The sequence below is a fragment of the Kitasatospora sp. NPDC001527 genome (assembly GCF_040298605.1).
In the GTDB taxonomy this organism is placed as follows: Bacteria; Actinomycetota; Actinomycetes; order Streptomycetales; family Streptomycetaceae; genus Kitasatospora.
In genome coordinates this window covers 1-24,661 of the sequence record NZ_JBEPAM010000003.1, presented here as the reverse complement: position 1 = coordinate 24,661, position 24,661 = coordinate 1, and the positions used below count along the sequence as shown (strand labels likewise).

The window sequence follows — 24,661 nt, the reverse complement described above, 5'->3', positions numbered from 1 at the left end:
GAGCGCATGTGATATGTCACGCTTCACATGGCCAAGCGATTCCACCGCGTGCGATCCATCAATCGCGGCCGGCCCCGAATCCCTTGAGGAGTGCCGGAATCGACCGCCCGGTGGCTCGAATCCACGGTCCCGCCGGACCGGCGCTATTCCGCCCCGTCCTCCTCGAACCCCTCCGCCGGTTCCAGGCCCGCCAGGTAGGCGTCGATCTCCTCCTGGCCCGGCTCCGGCGCCAGCTCCGGGAACTCCTCCACCAGCAGCCGAGGCAGCCCCGGCACCGTCCACGCGCCGGCCAGCTCCAGCGCCACCCGGACCGCGGCCTCCTCGAACGCCGTGAAGTCCCCGGCCAGCTCGTCCGGCATCGGCCGGCCCAGCGCCGTCAGCTCCGCCAGGTTCCGGTAGCTGCGCCGCATCAGCCCCTGCTCCAGCAGCCGGCGCGCGCCGTCGGTGGCCATCCCCACCGCCAGCGGCCGGGTCCCGGCACCCCAGCCCCCGTCGTCCACCGGGTCCAGCACGCCGTCCGCCTCCAGCGCCGTGAAGGCCGCCGACCGCTCCTCCTGCGACAGCTCCCGGAACCCCTCCAGCCAGGCCCGCACCGCCGCCTCCTCGCCGGTGTCCACCCCGGCCGCGCGCAGCAGCAGCGTGTACAGCCGGGGCCAGGTCACCAGGTCCGCCCGGCGCAGCAGCCCGGCCGCCACCTCGCCCTGCCACTCGGCCTCGGCGTGCAGCCGCTCCTGCCGCTTGGCGTTCAGCCGCTTCGCCGCCCGCTGGTGGTCGACCAGCAGCCGCACCGCCGCGCCGTACGCCAGCGGGTCCTGCCCCGGCTCCGGCTGGACGTACAGGTGGAGCTGCTCGTACAGCAGGTGCTCCACCGCGGCGGAGGTCAGTTCGGGCCAGCCGTCGCGCATCCTGCCGCCGCCCAGCTCCAGCAGCGCCAGCACCGCCCGCAGCGGGGCGCCGGCGACCGGCTCGCGGCCCTGCGCCTCCGCCCAGGCGAGCAGTTCGGCGGCCTTGGTGCGCGGGGCGAGCCGCAGGTCTTCGTCTTCCATAACCACGAACCGTAACCGCTGGTCGGCGGTAGGGTCGGGAGCCATGGTCCCCGTCCGACTCACCGGCCCCCGGCTGGCCATCCGCGAGTTCCACCACACCCCCGAGGACGTCGACGCGCTGCACGCGGTGTTCGGCGATCCGCGGGCCACCCGCTACCTCCCCTTCGCCCCGCGCGACCACGAGTCCTGCGCCGACCAGGTCGCCCAGTTCGTGGAGGAGGCGCAGAAGGAGAACCGCGAGGTCTACCGGCTGGCCGTCACCCGGCTCGCCGACGCCGACGACCCGGCCCGCGCCGTCCCGATCGGCAACGCCGCGCTCGGCCTCGTCCCCCACCACGCCGCCCACCTCGGCTACGCCCTGCGCCCCGACGTCTGGGGCCTCGGCTACGCGGGCGAGGTCGTCGCCCTGCTGCGCGACCTCGCCTTCGGCCCGCTCGGCCTGCACCGGCTGGAAGCCCGGGTGGACGTCGACAACGCCGCCTCGGTCCGGGTGCTGACCCGGGCCGGCTTCCGGCTGGAGGGCCGGGTCCGGCACGACTACCGGCGCCACGACGGCTGGCGCGACGCCTACCAGTACGCGCTCCTGGCCGAGGACGTCCCGGCCGGCGGGAGCGCCGTCGCGGGGGGATAACCCCACCCCCGGTTCGCCGGGGAGCAGGATGTCCGGGCGGCGCGCGCCCTGAGAGGCTGGCGGAGTCAGCAGGACAGACCCCACGAGCCCGAACCGCGACCGACCCGAGGGACCGAGATCCGGCCATGAGCACCCACACCATGCAGCGCGACGAGTACGACGAGTACGACGCGTACGACGGCCGCGAGGGCGGCGAGGGCGGCGAGCGCCACGCCGTCGCCCGCCGCATCGAGGAGCCGCCGTACGCCTGGCGGGCCCCGTTCACCGGGTACTTCTACCGCGAGGTCGGCTACGCGCTGACCGGACTGCCGGTGGCGGTCGCCGGCTTCACCGTCGCCGTCGCGCTGTTCTGCCTCGGCCTCGGCACCTTCGTCACCGTGCTCGGCCTGCCGGTGCTGGCGGCGCTGACCTCCGCCGCGCGCGGCTTCGGCGGGCTGGAGCGCGCCCGGGTGCGCGGCATGCTCGCCCTGGACGTGCCCGCCCCGGCGCCGGTGCGCGCGGTGCGGCCGGGCGCCTGGGGCGCGATCACCGCCCGCCTGGCGGACGCGGCCGGCTGGAAGGCCGTGCTGTACCAGGTGGTGATGTTCCCGTGGGCGATCCTCAGCACGGTGCTGTCGCTGGTCTTCCTCTGCGTCGGCTGGACGCTCGCGCTCTACCCCGTCTACCACTGGGTGTTCCCGCGCTACGTGGACTGGCCGGGCTACCGGATCTTCGACTTCACCGGCAGCGACGGCGTGCGGCACGTCTACTACGTCGAGTCGCCGCTGCAGATCGCCGGCGTCTGCCTGGTCGGGCTGCTGTTCGTCTTCCTGACGCCGCAGCTGGTGCGCGGACTGACCAACGTCAACCGGCTCGCCGCCCGCGGTCTGCTCGGCCGCTGACCTCAGGCCCCCTCCCGGTCCCGTCCCCGTCCCCCGTTCCCGTCCCGCCCTCCGGCCCCCGCCCGCTGTCCCCGGGTGCGGGGCCGCGCGGCCCGTGGTCGGATGGCCGGGATGGCCGACCGCACCGCCCCCGCCCCGGTCCCGCCCCTGGTGACCTCCCGTTCGCTGGACGAGTACTGCGGCCTGTTCGGCCTCACCCGGGCCGGGATCGCCGCCCTGCCGGGCCCGCTGCTCGACTGCCCCGGCGGCGCCGCCGCGCTGGTGGCCGAGGCCCGTCCGCTCGGCTGCCGGGTCGTCGCCACCGACCCGGTGTACGCCCGGCCGGCCGACGAGATCGCCGCCCGCGCGCTGGCCGCCCGGGCCGCGATGGCCGCGGCGATGGTGGACCGCCCCGACCTCTACCCGGCCCGCCGGTACCGCCGGCCCGAGCACTATCTGCGCGGCTGGGACCGGGCCCACCGGCTCTTCGCGGCCGACCGCGCCGCCCACCCCGGGCAGTACGTCGCCGCCGCGCTGCCCCGGCTCCCCTTCGCGGACGGCGTCTTCGCCCTCACCCTGAGCGGCTACCTGCTCTTCGCCTACCCCGAGCTGTTCGGGCCGCAGCGGCAGCTGGCCGCGCTGGCCGAACTCGTCCGGGTCACCGCCCCGGACGGCGAGGTCCGGATCCACCCGCTGTACGACGGCGAGGGCCGCCGCACCACCCGCCTGGACGCCGTCCGCCGGGCGCTGGGCGAGCGCCGGATCGCCAGCGAGGTCCGGGTGCTGCCGCCCGCCGACCGGGACGGCCGCGCCCAGCGGGTACTCGTCCTGCACCGGGCGGACGCCCCCCGGTAATAGCCGAACCAGCCCTGTGCCCCTATACTCACCGGCCATGAGCGAGATGTTGATCAAGCCGGCCGAGGCCTCGGACGCCGACCGGCTCACCGCCCTGATCCAGGACTGTTCCGCCTACCACGGCCGCTACGCGCCGATGATCGCCGGATACCGGGTGACGCCCGAGTACCTCGCCCGGCACGAGGTCCACCTCGCCGTGCGCGCCGCCGACGACCACCTGCTCGGCTTCTACGCGCTGGTCACCGAGCCCGCCGATCTCGACCTGATGTTCGTCGCCGACGAGGCGCAGGGCCTGGGCGTCGGCCGCCGGCTGATCACCCACCTGCTCGACCGCGCCCGCGCCGTCGGCGTCACCGGCGGCATCAAGGTGGTCTCCCACCCGCCCGCCGAGGCCTTCTACCTGCGGATGGGCGCCGAGCGGGTCGGCACCTTCCCGGCCCGGCCGCCGATCGACTGGGACCGCCCCGAGCTGCGCTTCGCGCTCTGAGGGCGCGTCCTCACACCTCCGCCGCGGGTGCCGGCGCCGGTGCCGGTGCCGGGACCGTTCCGTCCGCCGCCGGCCCGCCCTGCTGCTGCGGCAGGAACACCGGCGCCTCCAGCCCCGAGAGGATCTTCTCCGCCAGCCAGCTCCGGTCCGAGCCGTACGGGATCCCGTCCGGCGCCATCAGCCGCCCCGCCACCGCGTCCCGCAGCCGCCGCGCCTCCTCGGCCGGCAGCCGGGACATCAGCCCGCGCGCCGCCAGCAGCGCGTGGTACTGCTCGAACCCGGAGCGCGGGTGCTCGATCGCCTCCAGCACGCTCGGCAGGTCGGCCAGCGCCGGATCGCCCTGCATCAGGGCCAGTGCCTGGATCCGCCGCCCCTCGGAGCCGTCCGCGAACAGCTCCCGCACCTGGGACGCCGTCAGCGCCGAGCGCCGGGCCGTCGACCGCACCTCGGCCAGTACCCGCTCGGGACCGGTCGCCTTGTCCGCCGGCAGCATCGAACCGGGCAGGTCGTCCGCCTTCCCGGCGCTGGTGCCGACCAGCCCCAGGTGCTGCATCGCCCGCATCCGCAGGTCGTCCGCGCCCACCTTGTCGCCCTTGCGGTCCCGGTCCTGCCCGGCGAGGAAGAGGTCCAGCGCCTGGTCGGCGTCGGAGAGCACCCGCGGCAGCGCCAGCCGGGTCAGCAGCCAGCCGGCCAGGAAGCCGAGCAGCAGGAAGTGCAGGACCAGCGCGGCCGCGAAGGGCGCGGTGCCGGCGCCCCCGCCCAGGGCCGGGGCGAGCGTGCTGCCGAGCCGGCCGAGCCGCTCGCCGAGCGAGCCGAGCTGGGTGAGCCCGACGCCCAGCAGCACTTTGGTGAGCCAGTCCGAGACCTGCTCCAGGTTGGTGTTCGGCGCGTAGGAGCCGTGCGGCTCACCGCCGCCGGCATCCGTCGAGCCGCCGGAGCCGCCGCGCACCCGGGGCACCCCGAACAGGAACCCCAGCGCACCGCCGACCAGCGTCGCCGCGCAGGCCACCACCAGTCCGCCGCCCAGCGCCTGCCAGGGGTGCGGCCGTCCCAGCGAGAACAGCACCAGCCCCAGCAGCCCCGCGCCCAGCAGCATCCCGGTCGCCACCCGCTGCACCGTCCGCACGACCGCCGCTCCGCCGCTCCGCCGTGTCGCCATCGCCCACCACCCCCAGTGCCCGCACCCCACTCCTGCGGAGCGCGCGCCGACTCTAGCGGGGACGCCCCCGATGCCGAGGTCGTGATGCCCCGCCGGGGCCGCGGACACACCCGGACGGACCCGGACGGACCGTCAGGACCGTCAGGAACCCCGGCTCCCGGACCTCCGGACCCGCCCCGGGAACGCAGACAGCCCGCGGGCTGCTCCTCGGGCCCGGGCCCGCGAGGGGCCGGGCACCGAGGCACCGGGGATGTACCGGTGAGCCCGCGGGCCGGGTGACTGCTGTGGATTTCGCCTGTGCCGGGGGCCTGCGGCCCCGCCCTGCGCAGGCAGGGGCGGCTCTAGCGAGCAGCCACCTCACGCATCCTGATGGAACTCAACTCAGGATCACCTCCCTTCAGTGTGCAGCCACCATAGGCAGCCCGCAGGGAGGAGGGCAACGCATTTATCGCGGCCGCTTCCGGCCGGATCAGGCGGTGGTCGCCTGGTCCTTGAACTTCGAGTAGTCGATGATCTGGTCGGCCGGCGGGGCCTGGATGGTCAGCGGCTTGTTGATCTCGGTGAAGTCCGCCTGGCCGCCGTCCTTGCCGGTCTTCTCGAGCCGCAGCGGGTACGGGGTGCCCTCGGTGGCGACGTGCAGGACGATCTCGTCGCCGCTGCTGTTCTTCGACTTGACGCTGAAGGTCTTCGCGCCGTTGACGGTGCCGGCCGAGCCCTTGGTGAGGTCGGTGGACTTGCCGTCCTCCACGAAGCTCCTGGTGAGCTCCTTGAGGTTGCAGGCGGTGGTGAGCTCCTTCATCTCCGGGTCGTCCTGGACGCCCGCGATGTAGCGGCCCTTGAGGAGCTCGGCGGCCTTGGCGCCGTCCGCGCCGCCGCCGGCGACGTTGGTCAGGAACTCGGCGTCGGGCTTCAGGTAGACCTGCTTGCCGTCGCCCAGCAGCTCGAACTTGCCCGTCCCGGGCATGGTGATGGTGCCCTTGCACTGCCCCTGGGTGTCGACCGCCAGGTCCAGGGTCATCTTCTCGGCGCCGCCGATCGTGCCCACGACCTTGACCGACGTGGCGCCGGCCAGGGCGTCCTTGGCCTGCTTCTGGATCTCCTCGGCGCTGAGCTTGGCGGTGTCCAGCTTCGCGGGGGAGGCCTTGTCGTCGCCGCAGGCGGTCGCTCCGGCCGCGAGCAGCAGACAGATCGCGGCGGTGCTGGCAAGGCGCTTCGACAACATGAGTGCTTCCTAACCCGGCGCGACAGTGCGCGTCCGAACGGCTGACTTTCCCGCTCAGTATGATCGAAGGACCATTTGACTGATCTTGACCCGCCGTGCCGTTACAGGTTCGTGGCAGGACTGTGCCGAGCCCGAGGTCACCGGGCATGACGAAGGCCCGGAGGACGAATCCTCCGGGCCTTCGGCTACTGAGTAGCGGGGACAGGATTTGAACCTGCGACCTCTGGGTTATGAGCCCAGCGAGCTACCGAGCTGCTCCACCCCGCGTCGGTGAACACAACCATACGGGGAAGTCGCCCGAATGGGAAATCGGTTCTACGTCCGCCCCTTCGAGGGCCCCCGCGCGGTGTGCCGCCCGGCCCGCGACCGGGCCCAGGCGGCGAAGCCGACCAGCGCCGCGAAGCACGGCACCATCAGCGCCGCGTACACCAGCAGGAAGCCGTGTGTCCCGAGGTCCGCGGCGGCGTTCCAGGTGCCGTGCAGGGCCATCGCCAGGACCAGCCCGCCCGGCGCGGCCAGCCGGGCCAGCCCGCGGCGCCCGGTGGTGAGGGTCAGCGCCAGGCCGAGCCCGGTGAGCGCGGTGAACAGCGGGTGGGCGAACGGCGAGAGCAGGCCGCGCAGGACGAAGGTCTGCACGGTGCTGTCGAAGTCCCGCAGGCTCGGCGGCTCGCCGAGGCCGATGCTGTCCAGCCGCTGCTGCTGGTCGTCGGTGAACGCCCGTCCCAGGTAGAGCGCGTTCTCGGTGAAGGCGAAGCCGCAGGCGGTGATCCCGCCCAGCACCACCCCGGCGGCCAGCGCGCGCGGCCGTACCCGGGCGCCGCGGGGGAGGACCGCCCGCCCGGGGCGGGGGTGGGGCAGCGGGCGCGGACAGGGGCGCAGCCGCAGCCGGCCGCGCGCGTGCGGCCGGACGAGCCGGCGCTCGTACCCGCGCGGCCGCCGGGGGCCGGGCAGCCGGTACGGCCCGCCCGCGCCGGGCCCGCCGCGGTGCCCGCCCGCGCGGCGCGGCCGGCGGCCGAGCGGCAGCAGCAGGACGAGCAGGGCGGCGCCCTTCGCGCTCTCCTCGATCACCGGGGTGACCAGGTCGGCGCCCAGCGCCTCGCCGAGGCTGCCCTGGTGGGCGGTCAGGTAGGTGCTGGTCCAGCCGTTGGCGAGGATGGCCACCGTGGTGGCGGCGCAGGCGCCCCAGCCGAGACAGAAGACGGTGTACCGCAGCGGCACCCGGGCGGTCTGGTTGAGCCAGGCGAGCCCGCCGAGCACGAAGGGCAGCGGGACCGTCGCCAGCCCGAGGCCGACCAGCAGCCCGGCGGTGCCGGTCTGGCGGCGGACCAGGTGGAGGATCAGCACGCCGCAGCCGGCCAGGGCCAGGACGACCGTCGCGGTCACGGCGGGGAACGCCACCGGGCGCAGCGCCCGCGCGGCGCCGGCGGCCGGGGCGGCGGGGGAGGCCGCGCGGTCCGGCCGGGGCGCGGGGGCGGGCACGAGCCGGTGCGCCCGGCGCCTCCGGGGCCCCGGGACGGTCCGGGGGCCGGCGGTGGGCGTGGGCATCTCTCGGTCGTCGGCGGCCCGCACGGTGATGTGGTACCCACCGAAGGACGGGGTGCTCACCCGGCACAGGGTAGGCCACGGTGACCGGCCGCCGGCGGGAGCCGGGGCGCGTGCCCCGTCCCGGTGCGGCCCGGCGGCGGGCGCCGGGGCCGGGACGGCCTGCCGGGTCGAACGCCCGGCGGCCGCTCAGCGGCGGCGGAACAGCAGGTCGTGCACCACGTGGCCCTTGGCGATGCCGGCCCGTTCGAACTTGGTGACCGGGCGCCAGGCGGGCCGGGGCGCGTAGCCGGGGACGGAGCCGTCCGGGTGGTCCGCCGGCTCCAGCCAGCCGGTGCCGTCGCCCTCGGGGTGCAGGTTCTCCAGCTCCGGCGAGGCGGACAGCACGGCGAGCATCTGCTCGGCGTACGGCTCCCAGTCGGTGGCGCAGTGCACCAGCGCGCCGGGCGCCAGCCGGGGGAGGACCAGGTCCAGGAAGGACGGCTGGACCAGCCGGCGCTTGTGGTGCTTGGGCTTGGGCCACGGGTCGGCGAAGTAGACCCGCAGGCCGGCCAGCGAGGCGTCCGGCAGCATGTCGCGCAGCAGGATCACGGCGTCGCCGGCGGCCGGGCGGACGTTGGTGCTGCCGTCGCGCTCCAGCAGCCCGAGCAGGTTGCCGTGGCCGGGGGTGTGGACGTCGGCGGCCAGGATGCCCGTCGCGGGGTCGGCGGCGGCCATCGCGGCGGTGGTCTCGCCCATCCCGAAGCCGATCTCCAGGGTGACCGGCAGGCCGTCGAACAGCGCCGGCAGGTCGAGCGGGGTGCCGTCGATGGCTATGCCGTACTTCTCCCAGCCCCGGTCCAGCGCGCCCGCCTGGGCGTTGGTCATCCGGCCCCGGCGCGGCTGGAAGCTGCGGATGCGGCGCTCGCTGTGCTGGGCCTCGGTGGCCTTGTGCGGGTACATCGGCGCGGGGTACGCGGCGGGCGCCGCGGAGAGCCGGGCGGAGGGCGAGGGCTGGGGGATCGGGGCGGTGGCAGTCACAATCCCCCGAGTCTACGGGGCCCTCGGCCGCGGGCCGCAGGGCCTGTGACGGTCCCCACGCGGCCGGGTCCCGTCCGCCCGCTCAGCCGCCCGCCTCCAGTGCGGCGAGCGCCCGGCGGGCCACCTCCCGGCCGATCGGCAGCGAGGCCGTCGCCGCCGGGGAGGGCGCGTTCAGCACGTGCACCAGGCGGCGGGTGGAACGCGGGTCGTCCGGGTCGAAGCCGGCGAACGCGAAGTCGTCCAGCAGCGAGCCGTCCCGGGCCACCGCCTGGGCGCGCACGCCCGCCCCGGCCCGGACCAGGTCGCCCGCCGTGACGGCCGGCAGCAGTCGCCGGACGGCCGCGGTGAACGCCCGCTTGGACAGCGAGCGGTGCAGCTCGCCCACCTCGTAGCGCCAGTGCCGGCGGGCGATCTGCCAGGTGCCGGGGAAGGCGAGGGTGCCGGCGAGGTCGCGCGGCCGCACGGTGCGCCAGTCGTAGCCCTCGCGGGCCAGCGCCGGCACCGCGTTCGGGCCGACGTGCACGTCCCCGTGCACGCCCCGGGTCAGGTGGACGCCCAGGAAGGGGAACGCCGGGTCGGGCACCGGGTAGACCAGGCCCCGGACCAACTCCCGCCGCTCCTTGACGAGTTCGTAGTACTCGCCGCGGAAGGGCACGATCCGCACCCCGGGGTCGTCGCCGGCCAGCCGGGCGACCCGGTCGCTGTGCAGGCCCGCGCAGTTCACCAGCACCCGGCAGCGCAGCTCGCCCGCCGAGGTCTGCACGGTGACGCCGTCGGCCCGCCGGGCGACCGCCCGCAGCTCGGCCCCGGTGCGGATCTCCGCCCCGGCCTCCCGGGCCAGCCGCGCGTAGGCGGCGGCCACGGCGGGGAAGTCGCAGATGCCGGTGGTCCCGATGTGCAGCCCGGCGATGCCGGTGACCTGCGGCTCGTGGCCGGCGATGCCCCGGCGGTCCAGCTCGGTGACCGGGATGCCGTTGGCCCGGCCGCGTTCGGCCAGCGTGCGCAGCCGGTCCAGCTCGGCGGGCCCGGTGGCGACGATCAGCTTCCCGGTGACCTCGTGGGGGATGGCGTGGGCGCGGCAGAACTCCACCATCTCGGCGGCACCGGAGACGGCGTACCGGGCCTTGAGCGACCCGGGCCGGTAGTAGACGCCGCTGTGGATCACCCCGCTGTTGCGCCCGGTCTGGTGGGTGGCCAGGCCGGGCTCCTTCTCCAGGACGGTGAGCCGCAGTCCGGGCCGGGCCCCGGTCAGCGCGTACGCCGTGGCGAGCCCGACGATCCCGCCCCCCACCACCAGCACGTCGACGTCGTACCGCACGGCCCGCTCCTCGCCTCGCCTCGTCCGACCGTCCCCCGTCCGACCGCGATGCTGCCACGCCGGCGGGGGCCGGTCGAGGGGGCGTCGTCGCCGGGCCCCCGGTCCCGGTCAGGCCGGGGCGACGATCACCGCGCGGGCCCGTTCGGTCAGTTCGCGGACGCGGCGCTCGCCCTGGAACGGTTCGAGCCGGCGCAGCATCTCCACCACGTACTCGCGGCTGCGCTGCGAGGAGATCCGCCCGGCCACGTCGACGGCGCGCTCGCCGGCCGCGACCGCCGCGTCGAGGTTGCCCGCCTCGGCCTCGGCCATCGCGGAGACCACCAGCCGCAGGCCGTGCGAGCGGACGAACCCCTCGGTCGGCCGGGCCAGCGCCTCGCGGGTGAACTGGCGGACCTTGGAGGGCACACCGAGGTCGCGGAAGCACTCGGCGGCGTCGGCGGCGAGCCGGTCGTAGGCGTAGAAGTCGATCCACGCCGGATCGGGATCCCCGGCGCGCGCCCGTTCGAGGGCGCTCTCCGCCGCGCCGAGCGCCGTCGCGCACGCCGCCGCGTTCCGCGCCTTGGCCTGGGCCCGTGCCTCGACCAGGTGGAAGAAGCTCATCGTCCGGGCGGTGGCCAGGCCCCGGTTGCGCTCCAGCGCGGCCTGGGCGAGGTCCACGGCCTCCTCGGCGAAGCCCCGGTAGCCGGCCTGCAGGCTCATCGAGGCCAGCACGTAACCGCCGAGCGGGACGTCCGCGGCGGCCCGGGCGAGCCGCAGGGCCTGGATGTAGTAGCGCTGGGCGGCCTCGTGCTGGCCGGTGTCGAACGCCATCCACCCGGCCAGCCGGGTGAGTTCGGCCGTCGCGCCGAACAGCGCCCGGCCCACCGCGTCGCTGTAGGAGGCGAGCAGCAGCGGCGCGGCCTCGACCCGCAGGCACTCCGGCACCATCGACGAACGCCAGTCCCCGCCCCCGTACTTGGAGTCCCAGCGGCGGGCCTCCTGGGCGGCCTCGCGCAGCTTGGCGGCGTCCGAGTGGCCGACCCGGTACGAGCCGGCCTCGGCGGGGGAGCGCGGCACCTCGCGGGCCACCGAGCCGTCGGCGGGGGTGATCAGCCAGCGGGAGACCGGGGTCGCGTACGCGGCGACCGAGAAGGTGCCGGCCAGGCTGTCGCTCCAGCGCCCGCCGCCGGGGCCGCGCCGCAGGTCGAGGTCGACCCGCCAGAGGTCGGTGGCGGACCGCACGGCGTCGGGGACCTCGCGCGGGAAGGCGAGGCCGAGTTCGGGGGCCGGGTCGGTGTCGCCGAGGCCGATCTCCTCCAGCGGCACCGGCCGGCCGAGCTTGCCGCCGATCGCGGTGGCGATCAGGTGCGGGACGGGGCCCTGCGGCACCATGCCCTTGCTGACCCAGCGGGCCACCGAGGTCTTGTCGTAGCGGAGCGTCAACCCGCGTTGCGCGCCGAGGTCGTTGACGCGGCGGGCCAGCCCCGCGTTGCTGATCTGGGCGAGGGTCAGGAGCGTGCCGAGCCGTTCGTTCGGTCCTCGTGGGCTGACGGTCATGGTGGCGGCGGCACCTCCTGCGGCCTTGTGCGCGGGGCCCGGGCGGCACCGGGCCGTAGCTGCTGTACCTAGAGTAGTCGGACGCGTTCCGACGGTTAAGAGGCCGCATTCCGGATGGCGGGATCGCGCGCCCGGGGCCGGGCGGCGGGCGGCGGGCGGGATCGGTCCCGACCGCCCGGATCCGGCCGTCCGGGGGTGTCCGGGCGGAGCGCCGGAGCGCCGTGCTCCGGTCCCGTGTCGATGTGCGCCCGGCCGTGCCCCCTGGCCCGACCGGCTGGTCGGCGATTCGCTGGTGGTCGTGGGTCGGCCCGCCGTCGAGGACCCGGCGGGCCGGGGGATGCCGCCGCCTACATCCCCGCGGGCGGCGGCGACGTCCGGGAGGGCATGCGGATGCCCTCCCGGGCAGAGCGACGCCTTTCGGCCATCTCGCGATGGCCATGACAGGGCGCCGTGGAGGGCGGTCCGGGCCGGGGAGGGGGAGACCCGGCCCGCCCCGACGGGGAGGCTCGTCCGGGTGTTCGACGGCGCGGGTTCCGCCGGGCGCCGGTGCTCCCCGTTCTCCGGTGCGCGCCCGGCCGGATGCGTACCGGAAAGGACAACTCCGGTCGGCGGACGCCCAACCGGTGGCACCATGTCTTCCGACGGTGTCTTCTGACGGTGCGCCGGATCGCGGTGGGCGGCGCCCGCCGTGGCGCGCCCCGGACCGGCCGGGGGACCGCCCGCCGGCGGACGCCGCGCGGTGCAGGTCCTCGTGCGGTGGAGGCGCGATGCGGTGGCTGACGGGCTGGTGCACGGGCGCGCCCCGACCGGGCGCACCGGCGCACGAACCGCCGCCCGGCACGGTCGCCCCGATCGCCGCGCGCCCCCTGTGGAGCGGCGCCGACCCGCTCTGGGCGGTCGGCGACTGGCGGCCCGAGGAGATCCGCCTGGTCACCCTGCGGCCCGGCGCCCCCGCCGCCGTCACCACCGGCCCCACCGCGCCGGACCCGGTCGAGGCCGGCCCCGCCGTCCTGCGGCTCGCCGTCCTCGGCCACTGCGGCGCCACCGACGCCGAACTCGCCGCCGGCCTGGCCAACGCCCGCGGCGGCGCCGTCCGCCACCTCACCGCCTGGCCCGGTAGCTACACCGCGGTGCTGCGCAGCGGCACCCGCTCGACGGTGCTGCTCACCGACCTGGCCGGCGCCCGGCCGGTCTTCCACACCCCGTGGGGCGGCGGCACCGCGTACGCCACGGCGGCGCTGCCGCTCGCCGACCTGGTCGGCGCGCCGCTGGACACCGGCCACCTCGCCGCCCGGCTCGCCTGCCCCGAGGCACCGGAGGCGCTCGGCACCGGCACGCCCTACCTGGGCGTGCAGCGGGTGCCGCCCGGGCACGCGCTCGGCCTGCGCGACGGGCGGCCGTACCTCTCCGGGTACGACGAGCCGGGCGCCGGCGGGGCGCGCGGGCGGGGCGAGGCGGCGGCCGTCGGGGAACTCACCCGGGCGCTGCTGGAGTCGGTCCGCTTCCGGGTCCGCACCAGCCCGGCCGGGCCGCCGGGGCGGGCCCGGCTCGGCGTCGACCTCTCCTACGGGACGGCGTCCGCCACCGTCGCGCTGCTCGCCGCCGCCGTCCCGCTCGCGGCCGGCGGCACCGCCGTGCTGCGCCAACCGGGCCCGCCGCCCGCCGGGTCCGGACCGGCGACGGGCGCGCGCACCGGAGCGGTGAAGGGCTCCTGGGCGCGCGCGGCCGACCGGCCGCGGACGGCTCCGGAGCCGGTCGCCGCCGTCACCTCCGACCTGCCGGCCGCCTCCGCCCCCGCCGCCGCCGTCCCGGTCCCGGCCCCCGACGTCCCGCGGCTGCGCCACACCGTGCTCGCCACCGGCCCGGACACCCTCCCGTACGCGGACCTGCGCACCGACCCGACGGCCGGGCGGCTCACCGACGAACCCGGGCCGGAACTGGTCACCGCGGCCTGGGCCGGGGCCCGGTTCGAGGCGGGCGGCACCGACCACCTCACCGGTTACGGCGCCCGCCACGTGCTGGACGGGCACCCGGCCCGGCTGGCCGACCTGGTCCGGGCCGGGCGGTCGCGCGAACTGCTCTCCCCGGTCGCCGCGCTGGCGGGCGCCGACCGGGCGGCCGCCGGCGTCCTCGCGGGCGCGCTGCGGACCCCGCTCACCGTGGTGCGCGCCGCCCACCGGCTGGCCCGCCGCCGGTGGGCGGACGCGCTCGACGACACGGCCGTGCGGCTGACCCTGCGGCGGACGCCCGACGGCGCCGGCACGGCGGGCGCGCGCTCGGCGGACGACCTCGCCTGGGTGGTCCCGGGGCCGGCCGCCCGCTGGCTCTCCGACGACGCGCTCTCCGCCGTCGCGCTGCGGCTCCGCTTGGCGGCGCGCGAGCCGGAGCCCGGTGAACACCCGGGCGCGTACCGGGCCCGGCACGCCCTGCACCGGCACGCGCGCGGCTTTCGCACGCTGGTGCACGCCGCCGAACAGCCGGGGCAGCGCCTGCACGCGCCCTTCCTCGACAACCAGGTGGTGCGCGCCGCGCGGCTGCTCCCGGACGACGTCCGGCTCCAGCCCGGGGCCCGGCACGCGCTGTTGCGGTCCGTCCTGGCCGCCGCGGGGCGTACCGACCTGCCGCCGGACTGGGGCCGCGGGCCGCGCCCCGACCGCACCGCCCCCGCCCGGGCGGGCCTGCGGCTGGCCGCCGACGGCCTGGCCGAACTCTTCGACGCCCCCCTGCTCGCGGAGGCCGGCCTCATCGACCTCCCCGCCGTCCGCGCCGCCCTCACCCACGCCACCGACCGGACCGCCCCCCTCTCACCCGCCACCCTCGCCGGCCTCGCCGACCTGGTCGCCACCGAACTCTGGCTCCGCCGCATCCGCGCCCGCCGCCACGGCTCCTGCTGGACAGGCCTCCCCCACCCCACCCACCCCGCCCTCGCCCCCACCCGCTTCCCCTGACCCCCCGCTTCCCGCCCACGAATATGCAGACCGGTCTACTTATTGCGCTCGCTGGTCTCCGTGCGGCTGGAGTGGAAAGTCGGCGGGTCCGACTTCCTGCGCGCGTGGCCACCTCCCCGCCTCGAATATGCAGACCGGTCCACTGATTGCCCGCGCCGGCCTCTGTGCGGCCGGAGTGGAAAGTCGGCCGGTCCGACTTCCTGCGCTCGCCGCTTCTTCCCCGCCCACGAATATCCAGACCGGTCTACTTATTGTGCTCGCTGGCCTCTGTGTGGCTGGAGTGGAAAGTCGGCGGGTCCGACTTCCTGCGCGCGCGGCCACCTCCCCACTTCGAACAATGCAGACGCGCTGACCCCCGTGTGGCTGGAGTGGAAAGTCGGCGGGTCCGACTTCCTGCGCTCGCCGCCCCCTCCCCGCCCGCAAATATGCAGACCGGTCTACTGATTCGGCCTTTCGGGCGGCATGGCTGGAGTAGGAAGTCGGCGGGTCCGACTTTCTGTGTGGCTGCCGCGTTGCGCTGTGCCCGGTGGGCATATTCGGCGCGGCTCGGACGTGGGGCGGGCCGGGGCGGCGATCATGGCGAGGCGTCCCGTCCCCTTCTCCCGTACCCATGGAGGTCGTGGTGGCCAGTGCCCACCCGGACCCGTCCGTCCCCGTCCTGCTCTCGGTGCTCGGGCGGCCGCCGACGGGGCGGCCGCCGGGGGTGCTCGCGGCATGTGACGGGTCGGACGGTTCGCTCTGGGCGCTGGAGCGGGCGATGACCGAGGCCGAGGTGCACGGCCTGCCCCTGTACGTGCTCGCCGTCGTCAACCCGGCGCCCGCCGGTTACCCGCCGGGAATGGCCGAGCTGGTCCAGGAGAGCGTGGAGACCCTGGTCGAGTCGATGGCCGACGGTCTGCGCCGTTCGGTGGCCGCGGTCCAGAAGGCCCGCACCCACCCCTGCGCGGCGGAGATGTCCCTGCACGTGGTGCTCGGCAACGTGATCGAGGTCCTGCTGGCCGCCTCGGCCCGCCAGCACACCCTGGTGCTGGGCACCCGGGGCAACGGTGGCTTCACCCGCCTGCTCCTGGGCTCGGTCAGCACCGCTGTCGTCCACCACGCGGCCTGCCCCGTCCTGGTCGTCCCCGCCCCGCCGGAGGGCTGAGCGGCGGGGCGCCGGGAATGTCCCGAGATGGTTCACCGTTCACCAATCCCGGATCACCGGATCAACGGACCGCCGGATCACCGGACCACCCGGACCACCCGGACCACCGCCCGCCCCACCCCACCTCCCTGGAGCCCCCGTCATGAAGGTCGAGATCTACTCCGACATCGCCTGCCCCTGGTGCTACATCGGCAAGCGCCGCTTCGAGCAGGCGCTGGAGGGCTTCGCGGGCAAGGAGAACGTCGAGGTGGTCTACCGGCCGTACCAGCTGGTGCCGGACGCGCCGGCCACCGCCAGCCCGCACCGCGAGTGGCTGGCCGAGCGCTACGGCCCGCAGTCCGTCGCGATGGATGCCCGGGTGGCCGAACTGGGCCGCACCGAGGGCATCACCTACGACTTCGACGCCGCCCTGCACGCCAACACCTTCCTCGGCCACCGCCTGCTGCACCTCGCCGAGACCGAGTACGGCGCGGCCGTCCAGGGCCGCCTCAAGGAGGCCCTGCTCAAGGCGCACTTCACCGACGGCGTCGACGTCGGCGACCGCACCGCCCTCGCCGAGGTGGCCGTGGCGGCGGGCCTGGACCGCGACCGCGTGACCGCCTACCTCGCGGGCGACGAGGGCACCGCCGAGGTCCGCGCGCAGCTGGCCGAGGCCCGCGAGCTGGGCATCACCGCCGTGCCGACCTTCGTCTTCGAGGGCAAGTGGGCCGTCCAGGGCGGCCAGGAGGCCGAGACCTTCCGCCAGGTGCTGGACCAGGTCGCCACCGAGATCGGCGAGCGCCGGCCCGCGCCGGTGCAGGTCGCCCCGGCCGGCGAGGCCTGCGCGGACGGCTCCTGCGCCATCTGAGCCGACGCCGCCGTCCGAACCGACGCCGCCGTCCGAACCGACACCGGCGCCCGGACCGACGCCGCCGCCCGCGCCGGCCCCGTCACCGGACCGGAGAGCCCCCGAGGCCCGTTTCAGACGCACCTGAAGCGGGCCTCGGCCCAGTCGGCCACGTTCAGCGCCGACCAGACCCCGCTCGCCGGCGTCACCACCAGCCGGATCGACTTCTGCCCGTCCAGCGGCACGTGCACCGGCACCGCCGCGTCGCCTGCCCGCAGCGTGCGCGAACTCCACAGCGTCCGCCCGTCGCCGCTCTGGACCGAGAAGACCACGCCCCCGAGGGTCACGCTCAGGTCGTCCATCCCGGCCACCGCGTCGAAGGACGTGCAGGTGCGGTTGAGATCGATCAGCGTGGTCGCCGGAGCGTGCACGGTGATGCCGTGCAGGTGCTCGGTGCCGCCGACCGACACCGCGTCCCGCTGCCAGAACCAGTCGCTCCCCTTCTGCCGGATGCTCGGCTGCGGCGGGGGCACCCGGTTGTTTCCGGGCTTGACCACCGGCAGGCTGTCGGCCCAGAAGTCGGTCGGCGGCAGCGGCGGGGTCGGCGTCGGCACGGACGGCGTGAAGGTGGGCGTGGGGATGACCGGCACCTCGGGCGTCGGGATCACCGGCACCTCGGGCGTCGGCAGCGGCGGCAGGCTCGGCTGCGGCGTCACCAGGACCGGGGGCTGCGGCTTGGTCGGCACCGGCGTCGGTGACGGCGACGGCGCCGAGGTCTCCTTCGGGGGCGCGGGCTTCGACGGCGCCGGCGCCGCGCCGGCCGGCGACGCGCTGGGCGCGGCCGGGGGCGCGGGCTTGGACGGCGCGGGGGACGCGGCCGGCGGCGACGGCTCGGGCGCCGGCTCCTCCACGGGCGCCGGTTCGGCGCTCGCCGGGGCCGGCTTCGGCGCCGGTTCCGGGGCGGCCGGTTCGGGCGCGGGGGCCGGCGGCGCGGGCGAGACCGGGGCGGCCACCGGGGGAGCGGCCACCGGGGGCTTGGGCTCGGGCGAGCCGGTGAGCGCGTACGCGGCGACGGCGGCGGCCGCCACCGCGATGGCGGCGGCGATGCCGGCCTTCGCGGCGGTGCCCAGGCCCTCCCCGGCAGCACCGGCACCGGCGCCCGCACCACCACCCCCGCCCGCGGCCCCGCCCGCAGCGCCACCCGCGGTACCCGCCGCACCCGCGGCGGCACCACTCGTCGCCCCCGTCGCCGCGCCCCCTGCCGCGCCGCCCGCCGTGGCGGCCGCGGTCCCGGCGGCCGCGCCGCCGACCACCGCCGCCCCGCCCACGGCGGCCGCGGCGGCACCGAAGCCGCCCACGCCGACCCAGACCAGCACCCCGCCGGGCAGCAGCGCGCGCAGCCCGTGGTTGATCTCGGACAGCTCCAGGCACGCGGCCGTGCACCGGTCGCACTCCTTGAGGTGCCGCCCGACCTCCGCCGAGGCCCGCTTGCGCAGCGAGCCGCGCGCGTACGCGCCGAGCCGGTTGGCGTACCCCTCGCAGTCCCGGTCCTGGCTGCCCGAGACGTGCGCCTGCAGGAAGCCGGCGGCGAGCCGGTCGCGGGCCCGGTGGGCCTGGACGGCGGTCGCGTTGGCGGTCTTGCCGAGCATCACCGCGACGGTCTTGGGCGACTCCCGCTCGACCTCGGTGTGCCAGAGCACCATCCGGTCGTCCTCGGGGAGTTCGGCGTAGGCCTGCATCACCATGCGCTGGTCGGCCATCGCCATCGCCCAGGCGTCGGCGCCCGGGTCGGCCAGGTCGAGGTCGACGACGGCCGCCGAGGTCTGCGCGAACACGCTGAAGTCGTCGACGAGTTGCTCGCGCCGCTCGCTGCGGGTCCAGGCCGCGGCGACGTTCCGCACGGCGGTCAGCAGATAGGCGCGGACGGCGAACTCCGGCCCCTTGCCGGCCCTCAGCGCCTGCAGGGTGCGCGCGAACACCTCGCCGGCCAGGTCCTCGGCGGTGAAGCTGTCCCGGCAGCAGGTGCGGGCGTAGCGGCGCACCGAGTCGACGTGCCGGCGGTAGATCTCCTCGTACGCGGTGTCGTCGCCGGCCCGCACCAGCGCGGTCAACTCCGCGTCGGAGGGCGGCCGTTCACCGTCGACCGGGTCGGCGGGCGCCGGCACGGTGGGGCGCGCCGGGGCGCCGGCGCCGACGAAGGCCTCCGGGGTGACACCGCCCCGTCCGGCGGGGGCCTGCCCGGGGACGCGGCCCTGGGGGAAGGCGGCGGAGGCGGAGAGCGTCTCGCGGCTGGGCATCCCGGCCTGGTCGGGCACCTGGCCGGGCGGAAGCTGCACCGGACCGGACGCCTGCGGGACGGCCGCCGCCGCGCAACCGGGCGCCCCGGCGTCCGCGCCCGGCCCCTCGGGCCGCCAGTCGGACTCCCAGTCGGGCCCGGTCCCGGCGGACCGCCCGAAGTCGAGGCCGTAGCCGTAGTCGTTCTGTTCCTCGGCGCTCACAACGGACCCCAGATTCCACGACAGCCCCCGTAGTGTGGCAGGGCGCGCAGGAGTGCGTGGGCGCACGAGGTCCCGCTGCACGGCGCCGAGGGCACGCGAACGGCGCGCATCGGGACATTGGCTCCAACCACGGGCAAAGGATGGCATAGCGCAGAGTTGGGCGGTAGCCGGACCGGCCGCGACCCACTCTTCCGTGGGGCCGTCGCGGATGTGTTCGCCGGGTGAACGGCACCCCGGCGGGCACCGCTCGCGCCGGGCGCGCGATCCGGTCCGCCGCACCACCCGGTTCGCCAACCTCCTTGCCCGCGGCGGACGGTGGCCGTCCGGCGGGGTGGCGTTCAGCGGGCCCGCAGCCCGTCCAGCAGGATCTGCAGCAGGCGGTCCGACGGGCCTTCGGCAGGTTGACCGTCCGCCTGCCGACCACTTGCCGGCTGCGAGACGTCCCCGGCCGCCGGGCCCGCCACCGCGGCACCGGGGACCGCGGCCGCGGCCGTGCCCGCCGGCCCGGTGCCGCCCGCCGGAACGCCGCGCCACGCGTGCACCGGCACGGAGGCCGTCAGCACCAGCACCACGTCCGCGACGGTCACGCCGGGCCGCAGCTCGCCGGCCGCGCCCGCCCGCGCCACCAGCGCCGCGAGCAGCTGCAGCAGCAGCCGCGGGTCCGCGTCGGCCACCAGCGCCGCGGCCTCGGCCTCGGACGCCGGGACCCCGGTGTCCGGGAACCCGCCGGCCGCCGTCGGTCCGTCGCCCGGCGGCTCGTACCGCTGGGAGCCGAACCCGCCGGCCGGCCCGCCGGGGCCCAGTGGCTCGGGCGAGCGCTGCTCGGGCACCCGCCCCAGCTCCTCGGCGTACCGGAACGCCTCCGGCGGCAGCAGCCGCCCCGCCCCGGTGGACACCGCGTGCGCCAGGTACCCGGCCAGCGCCTCCCAGGCCCCCGAACCGCCGTACAGCGACTCGCGCGCCTGGGCGGTCAGCCAGGCGACCTCCTCGGCCGCGATCCGCTGGACCAGCACCTCCTTGCTCGGGAAGCGCCGGTACACCGTGCCCACGCCGACCCCGGCCCGCCGCGCGACCTCCTCCATCGGCGCGCCGTAGCCGAACTCGCCGAACACCTCGCGAGCCGCGCGCAGCACGCTCTCCAGGTTCCGGCGGGCGTCGACCCGCAGCCGCGCGCCCGGCGGCGGTCCGCCTGCCTGTGTCACTTCGCCGCCCCGGTACGGGACCGCCGCGTACGCCGTCCCGGACGCTCCGGGAACGCCGGACGCACTGGACGCACTGGACGCCCCGGGAAGCCCGGGAAGCCCGGCCGCCTCGGCGGGTCCGCGTTGCTCCGGCACCACGCCCTGGCCGGGAAGTGCCGCACCCGCTCGCCCCAACAGTCGCTCCTGTTCCATCATCCCAACTCTCCCCCGCAGGCATCCGATTCCGGACCCTGTCGTCGCCCGCCCCTGCACCCCCCGGTGCAGCTACGCCTGAAAGAAATGACCGATGACCCATCGCTCGTGCCGTTGGTGGTGCCGCCCGGGTGACGCCCGACCGCGGGTGCGGTCACACGCAGACCACCCGGACCCCGATCCGGCGGGCGCCGCCGGGCCGATCGGTGCGATCGGACCGGCGTCTCGGCGCCCGTCCGGGGCCTTGTCCGGGAACTACCCTTCCCCGGATCACGGTCCCGCAGTCGGGTTCTCCCGCCAACACTAGAACTGGCCGTAATGGCCGATCCACGGTGCGTCGCCGCCGGTTGACATGGCAGTGGCCGCGACGCCACACAATCCGACCATAGTTCACCGCCGTTCGAGGCCGAAAGTGCGTCAGAAACTGACCCCGGCAGCACATCTGTCCCCACCCGGCCCCAACCGCCCCGCCCGTCACAGCACGGATGGTGGACAAGACGGCGCCGACGGTCCTTTATTGGGGGGCGTGATGGGGGCATGCCCGGCCGAAGGCGGGCGCCCGGACCCATCGACAGGAGGTGCGCCATCAGGATCCTGATCGTCGGCGGCGGCTGCGCGGGCATGTCCGCAGCGCTGCACCTCCAGCGCGGCCTGCGCGAGCGGCTGCGCCGCGGCGAGGTCCACCTCACCGTGGTCGAACCGCAGGCCTACCTCACCTACCACCCGCTGCTCGCGGAGGTCGCGGCCGGCACCATCGACCCCCGCCACGTGGTCGTGCCGCTGCGCCGCGAGCTCACCGCCTGCAAGGTGCTGACCGCCCGGATCACCCGCATCGAGCACGCCACCCGCCGGGCCTGGGCCGACGCCGCAGGCCCGGGCGAACCGCCCGCACCGGTCGAACTCGACTACGACGTCCTGGTGCTCGCCCCCGGCGCGGTCTCCCGCACCGCACCCGTCCCGGGCCTGGCCGAGCACGGCCGGGGCTTCTCCACCGTCGGCGAGGCCGTCGGCCTGCGCAACCACGTCCTGGAGCAGCTCGACCTGGCCGCCACCACCCGTGACCCGGCGCTCCGCCAGGCCGCGCTCACCTTCGTCTTCGTCGGGGCCGGCTACGCGGGCGTCGGCGCGCTCGCCGAACTGGAGGACATGGCCCGGTACGCCGTCCGCGGTCACCACAACATCACCCCCGAGGACCTGCGCTGGGTGCTGGTCGAGGCCACCGGCCGGATCCTCGCCGAGGAGACGCCCGAACTCGCCGACCACACCCTGGCCCAGCTGCGCGAGCGCAGCGTCGACGTCCGGCTGCGCACCACCCTGGAGTCCGCCGCCGGCGGGGTCATGGCGCTCTCCGACGGCAGCCGGTTCGCGGCCCGCACCCTGGTCTGGACGGCCGGGATCCGCCCGAACCCGCTGCTGCGCGACACCGACCTGCCGCTGGACACCGCCGGCCGGATCCGCTGTCTGCCGACCCTCCAGGTGCTGGGCCCGGACGGCCGCGCGCTGCCGGGGGCCTGGGCCGCCGGGGACTGCGCCGCCGTGCCGGACCCGCACGCGGACGGGGCGCCGTGCGCGCCGAACGCCCAGCACGCCTTCGCCCAGGCCGAGCTGCTGGCCGCCAACGTGCTGGTCGCCCTGGAGGGGGGTCCGCACGCGCCCGGGATCGCCGAGTACCGGCCCGAGGCCCCGGCCTGTTCCACCTCGCTGGGCCTCGGCCGGGCGGTGGCCCACACCCGGCGCGGCGGGCGGCTCACCGGCCGCCGGGCCTGGTGGCTGCACCGGGCCCGGCATCTGCGCCGGCTGCCGAGCGGCGAGCGCCGGGTGCGGGTCCTGGTGGACTGGGCGCTGGCCGGGCTCTTCTCCCGCGAGGTGGTCCCGCTCGGCCGCCCCGAGCAGCCCGCGCCGGTCGACGACCGGCCCGGGTGAGCCGCCCCGGCGCCCGGCCGCCGCCGCCCGCCCGGCGTACGGACGCGGCCCTGCGGCCGACCGGAGGGCCACGCCCGGCGCGGACGACTTCCGGAATCGGGCCTCCGCCTGACAGGATCGGCCCGACCGAGTCATTACCCCGTGTGCTGACGAGTGCACAAAAAGTGATGATATGTCTGGAACCCGAGGAAGCGGCCGTCGTTTGAACCTCATGCGCTGGAGCGCCCGGCTCACCGGAGTCCCTTGGCGTGCCACCCCGCGGTCCGGGGCCGGCACCGACCTCGGCACCCCGGCCGGCGACGCCGTCGTGGTGCCCGGCCCCCGCGACCCCACCAGCCCCGCCGGACCGGTCGACACCCCCGACGCCCTCGACGCCCCCGACGCCCTCGACCCCACCGGCGTGCTCGACCCCCACCGGCCCCAGGACCTCCGCGAGGTCCTCAACCGCATCCCGTCGCCGGTCGCCGTCACCTACGGCCCGCTCCACCAGCTCGGCTACGCCAACCGCGCCTACCGCGAGCTCTTCGGCGAGCGCCCCACCGGCCTGCCCGCCTGCGACGCGCTGCCCGAACTCGGCACCCTCGGCGTCCTGCCCCTGATGGACCAGGTGATCCGCGGCGGCAGCCCCCGCAGCGTCAAGGCCCGCTGCATCCTCGGTCTCACCGGCAACCGCTACTACAACGTCTCCTGCGTCCCCCTCACCCGTGACCCGAGCCGAGCGGGCCCCGGCGGCGAGCCCGCCCTTTCCACCCGAACGAGCGACGACCCGACCTCCGGTGTCCTCGTCTTCGCCGCCGAGGTCACCGACCAGGTCCTCGCCGCCGCCCGGCTGCGCGAGTCCGAACGCCGCCACCGCGAGGCCGCCGTCACCCTCCAGCGCAGTCTCCTGCCGCAGAAGCTCGACCAGCCGGCCGACCTCCGGGTCGCCGCCACCTACCAGCCCGGCGGAGCCGAGGCCGCCGTCGGCGGCGACTGGTACGACGTCATCGCCATCGGCGGCGGCCGCACCGCCCTCGTCATCGGCGACGTCATGGGCCGCGGTCTGCGCGCCGCCGCCGTCATGGGCCAGCTCCGCACCGCCGTGCGCGCCTACGCCCGCCTCGACCTCCCGCCGCACAAGGTGATGAGCCTGCTCGACGGCCTCGCGATGGAGATCGACGCCAACCAGATCGCCACTTGCACCTACGCCGTCTGGGACCCGCAGCGCCGCACCCTCGACTACGCCTCCGCCGGCCACCTCCCGATCCTGCTGCGCTGCCCCGACGGCACCGTCCTGCGCAGCGAGGAACAGAACGGCCCGCCCCTGGGCACCGGGGGAGGCGTGCACCTCTCGCACACCCTCCGGCTGCTGCCCGGCACCACCGGCGTCCTCTATACGGACGGCCTGGTCGAACGCCGCGACGAGGACATCGACCAGGGTCTCGACCAGCTCGCCCGCACCCTCGCCGGCGCGGTCGGTGCCCCCGACGTGGTCTGCGCCCGCCTGCTGCGGGCGATGGGCGTCACCTCCGAGCACGACGACGACGTCGCCGTCCTCGCCTTCCAGCTGCCGGCCGACGAGGAGTACCCCGAGCAGCGGCGGGCGCTTGACTCTGCCACCCGAGAGGTCTAGTGTTCTTCGAGCTGCCTGGCTGGGAGCACCGGACACGCGTCTGCGCGGACGGTCCCGGGGCGGCCAATCCTCTGAAACACCACCTCTTCCCGGTTACGGGCCGAGGCGTGTCGTTATTTGTTTCGACGCGTTCCGGCTCAGGGTCTATTCGGTGTGCCTGTTTTCGGGGATCGCGGCCGGATTCGCTTTTCGGAGCGGTGATCGGCTAGAGTTTGAAACGTCGGACAGGGCGTCAAGCCGCAGAAGACGCCAGCGAGTTGGATGAAGGAAGCGCCGGGAACGGCACGGAAAACATCTGATAAGCTGGAAACACGAAAGAACGAAGCGCCCGGAGGGCCGGTGTGAAAGCCGCCTGATGGAAGCGTCCGTTCCTTGAGAACTCAACAGCGTGCCAAAAGTCAACGCCAGATATGTTGACATCCCCGGCCTCAGATTCTTCTGGGGTTGGAGATTCCTTTTGAAATAACACTAGCGAGGACGCAGTGCGCGGGGCCGCCCTATTCCGGTGGTTGCCGTGCCGCTCGACGCGGGTGTGAACCGGATATCCGGTAATCATTCACGGAGAGTTTGATCCTGGCTCAGGACGAACGCTGGCGGCGTGCTTAACACATGCAAGTCGAACGGTGAAGCCCTTCGGGGT

17 protein-coding genes, 1 tRNA gene, 1 rRNA gene and 1 pseudogene are annotated in these 24,661 nt (G+C 75.9%); 10 read left to right on the top strand and 10 right to left on the bottom strand.

The features are described 5' to 3' along the window. Positions 1-143 precede the first annotated feature (143 nt). A complete protein-coding gene (locus tag ABT238_RS03640) occupies positions 144-1,046 on the bottom strand; it encodes a hypothetical protein (RefSeq protein ID WP_350755435.1) in 903 nt (300 codons plus the stop codon). A 43-nt stretch (positions 1,047-1,089) separates the two neighbouring features. Here ABT238_RS03640 and ABT238_RS03635 point away from each other — a divergent pair, with 43 nt between their 5' ends. The 4 genes from ABT238_RS03635 (at position 1,090) to ABT238_RS03620 (ending at position 3,879) form a co-directional block, all read left to right on the top strand. After that, entirely contained in the window at positions 1,090-1,677 is a 588-nt protein-coding gene (locus tag ABT238_RS03635; protein WP_350560107.1) for a GNAT family N-acetyltransferase, read from the top strand. Positions 1,678-1,802: 125 nt separating this feature from the next. Beyond that, positions 1,803-2,558 carry a sensor domain-containing protein gene (locus ABT238_RS03630; protein ID WP_350755434.1) on the top strand — a complete coding sequence of 252 codons (756 nt, stop codon included), beginning with the start codon at positions 1,803-1,805 and terminating at the stop codon, positions 2,556-2,558. A 111-nt stretch (positions 2,559-2,669) separates the two neighbouring features. Beyond that, positions 2,670-3,392, top strand: coding sequence for a class I SAM-dependent methyltransferase (locus tag ABT238_RS03625; RefSeq protein ID WP_350755433.1), 723 nt, complete (start codon positions 2,670-2,672; stop codon positions 3,390-3,392). A 37-nt stretch (positions 3,393-3,429) separates the two neighbouring features. Further along, positions 3,430-3,879: a GNAT family N-acetyltransferase gene (locus ABT238_RS03620; RefSeq protein WP_350560101.1), complete on the top strand. Its 450-nt coding sequence runs from the start codon at positions 3,430-3,432 to the stop codon at positions 3,877-3,879. 10 nt (positions 3,880-3,889) lie between these two features. On the opposite strand, the gene ABT238_RS03615 is transcribed toward ABT238_RS03620, so the two are convergent. The 7 genes from ABT238_RS03615 to ABT238_RS03585 all read right to left on the bottom strand — a co-directional run bounded on the left by ABT238_RS03615 (position 3,890) and on the right by ABT238_RS03585 (position 11,676). Beyond that, complete coding sequence (locus tag ABT238_RS03615; RefSeq protein WP_350755432.1) at positions 3,890-5,038, bottom strand: hypothetical protein; 1,149 nt, start codon at positions 5,036-5,038, stop codon at positions 3,890-3,892. 469 nt (positions 5,039-5,507) lie between these two features. Continuing rightward, positions 5,508-6,260, bottom strand: coding sequence for a hypothetical protein (locus ABT238_RS03610; protein ID WP_350755431.1), 753 nt, complete (start codon positions 6,258-6,260; stop codon positions 5,508-5,510). Positions 6,261-6,453: 193 nt separating this feature from the next. Further along, positions 6,454-6,527: transfer RNA gene (locus ABT238_RS03605), tRNA-Met, on the bottom strand. Positions 6,528-6,575: 48 nt separating this feature from the next. Further along, on the bottom strand, positions 6,576-7,865 hold the full coding sequence (locus tag ABT238_RS03600; protein ID WP_350755430.1) for a PrsW family intramembrane metalloprotease: 1,290 nt from the start codon (positions 7,863-7,865) through the stop codon (positions 6,576-6,578). 126 nt (positions 7,866-7,991) lie between these two features. After that, a complete protein-coding gene (gene trmB, locus ABT238_RS03595; protein WP_350560093.1) occupies positions 7,992-8,822 on the bottom strand; it encodes a tRNA (guanosine(46)-N7)-methyltransferase TrmB in 831 nt (276 codons plus the stop codon). 82 nt (positions 8,823-8,904) lie between these two features. Next, positions 8,905-10,140: an L-2-hydroxyglutarate dehydrogenase gene (lhgD, locus tag ABT238_RS03590; RefSeq protein WP_350755429.1), complete on the bottom strand. Its 1,236-nt coding sequence runs from the start codon at positions 10,138-10,140 to the stop codon at positions 8,905-8,907. A 108-nt stretch (positions 10,141-10,248) separates the two neighbouring features. Then, positions 10,249-11,676: an NsdA family TPR-like regulatory protein gene (locus tag ABT238_RS03585; protein WP_350547828.1), complete on the bottom strand. Its 1,428-nt coding sequence runs from the start codon at positions 11,674-11,676 to the stop codon at positions 10,249-10,251. A 767-nt stretch (positions 11,677-12,443) separates the two neighbouring features. Here ABT238_RS03585 and ABT238_RS03580 point away from each other — a divergent pair. The 3 genes from ABT238_RS03580 to ABT238_RS03570 all read left to right on the top strand — a co-directional run bounded on the left by ABT238_RS03580 (position 12,444) and on the right by ABT238_RS03570 (position 16,615). Then, on the top strand, positions 12,444-14,624 hold the full coding sequence (locus ABT238_RS03580; RefSeq protein WP_350755428.1) for an asparagine synthase-related protein: 2,181 nt from the start codon (positions 12,444-12,446) through the stop codon (positions 14,622-14,624). Between the two features lie 622 nt (positions 14,625-15,246). Continuing rightward, positions 15,247-15,768 (top strand): universal stress protein, encoded by a 522-nt coding sequence (locus tag ABT238_RS03575; protein ID WP_350560087.1) that lies wholly within the window; start codon positions 15,247-15,249, stop codon positions 15,766-15,768. Between the two features lie 142 nt (positions 15,769-15,910). After that, entirely contained in the window at positions 15,911-16,615 is a 705-nt protein-coding gene (locus ABT238_RS03570) for a DsbA family oxidoreductase (RefSeq protein WP_350560085.1), read from the top strand. Positions 16,616-16,728: 113 nt separating this feature from the next. Here ABT238_RS03570 and ABT238_RS03565 read toward each other — a convergent pair whose 3' ends face one another. Both ABT238_RS03565 and ABT238_RS03560 read right to left on the bottom strand, forming a co-directional pair. After that, a complete protein-coding gene (locus ABT238_RS03565; RefSeq protein ID WP_350755427.1) occupies positions 16,729-19,092 on the bottom strand; it encodes a sigma-70 family RNA polymerase sigma factor in 2,364 nt (787 codons plus the stop codon). A gap of 338 nt (positions 19,093-19,430) precedes the next feature. Then, positions 19,431-20,294 (bottom strand): TetR/AcrR family transcriptional regulator, encoded by an 864-nt coding sequence (locus tag ABT238_RS03560; RefSeq protein ID WP_350755426.1) that lies wholly within the window; start codon positions 20,292-20,294, stop codon positions 19,431-19,433. Positions 20,295-21,107: 813 nt separating this feature from the next. On the opposite strand from ABT238_RS03560, the gene ABT238_RS03555 reads away from it, so the two are divergent. The 3 genes and pseudogenes from ABT238_RS03555 to ABT238_RS03545 form a co-directional block, all read left to right on the top strand. Continuing rightward, entirely contained in the window at positions 21,108-22,409 is a 1,302-nt protein-coding gene (locus ABT238_RS03555) for an NAD(P)/FAD-dependent oxidoreductase (protein WP_502884117.1), read from the top strand. Positions 22,410-22,611: 202 nt separating this feature from the next. Then, positions 22,612-23,964, top strand: a pseudogene (locus ABT238_RS03550) (PP2C family protein-serine/threonine phosphatase); the annotation flags it as partial. Between the two features lie 612 nt (positions 23,965-24,576). After that, a 16S ribosomal RNA gene (locus tag ABT238_RS03545) occupies positions 24,577-24,661 on the top strand; the annotation flags it as partial.

Excerpts from the sequence above, each read along its gene's own strand:
- ABT238_RS03640 (WP_350755435.1), bottom strand. The coding sequence starts at position 1,046 with ATGGAAGACGAAGACCTGCGGCTCGCCCCGCGCACCAAGGCCGCCGAA.
- ABT238_RS03635 (WP_350560107.1), top strand. The coding sequence starts at position 1,090 with ATGGTCCCCGTCCGACTCACCGGCCCCCGGCTGGCCATCCGCGAGTTC.
- ABT238_RS03630 (WP_350755434.1), top strand. The coding sequence starts at position 1,803 with ATGAGCACCCACACCATGCAGCGCGACGAGTACGACGAGTACGACGCG.
- ABT238_RS03625 (WP_350755433.1), top strand. The coding sequence starts at position 2,670 with ATGGCCGACCGCACCGCCCCCGCCCCGGTCCCGCCCCTGGTGACCTCC.
- ABT238_RS03620 (WP_350560101.1), top strand. The coding sequence starts at position 3,430 with ATGAGCGAGATGTTGATCAAGCCGGCCGAGGCCTCGGACGCCGACCGG.
- ABT238_RS03615 (WP_350755432.1), bottom strand. The coding sequence starts at position 5,038 with ATGGCGACACGGCGGAGCGGCGGAGCGGCGGTCGTGCGGACGGTGCAG.
- ABT238_RS03610 (WP_350755431.1), bottom strand. The coding sequence starts at position 6,260 with ATGTTGTCGAAGCGCCTTGCCAGCACCGCCGCGATCTGTCTGCTGCTC.
- ABT238_RS03585 (WP_350547828.1), bottom strand. The coding sequence starts at position 11,676 with ATGACCGTCAGCCCACGAGGACCGAACGAACGGCTCGGCACGCTCCTG.
- ABT238_RS03580 (WP_350755428.1), top strand. The coding sequence starts at position 12,444 with ATGCGGTGGCTGACGGGCTGGTGCACGGGCGCGCCCCGACCGGGCGCA.
- ABT238_RS03570 (WP_350560085.1), top strand. The coding sequence starts at position 15,911 with ATGAAGGTCGAGATCTACTCCGACATCGCCTGCCCCTGGTGCTACATC.
- ABT238_RS03555 (WP_502884117.1), top strand. The coding sequence starts at position 21,108 with ATGTCCGCAGCGCTGCACCTCCAGCGCGGCCTGCGCGAGCGGCTGCGC.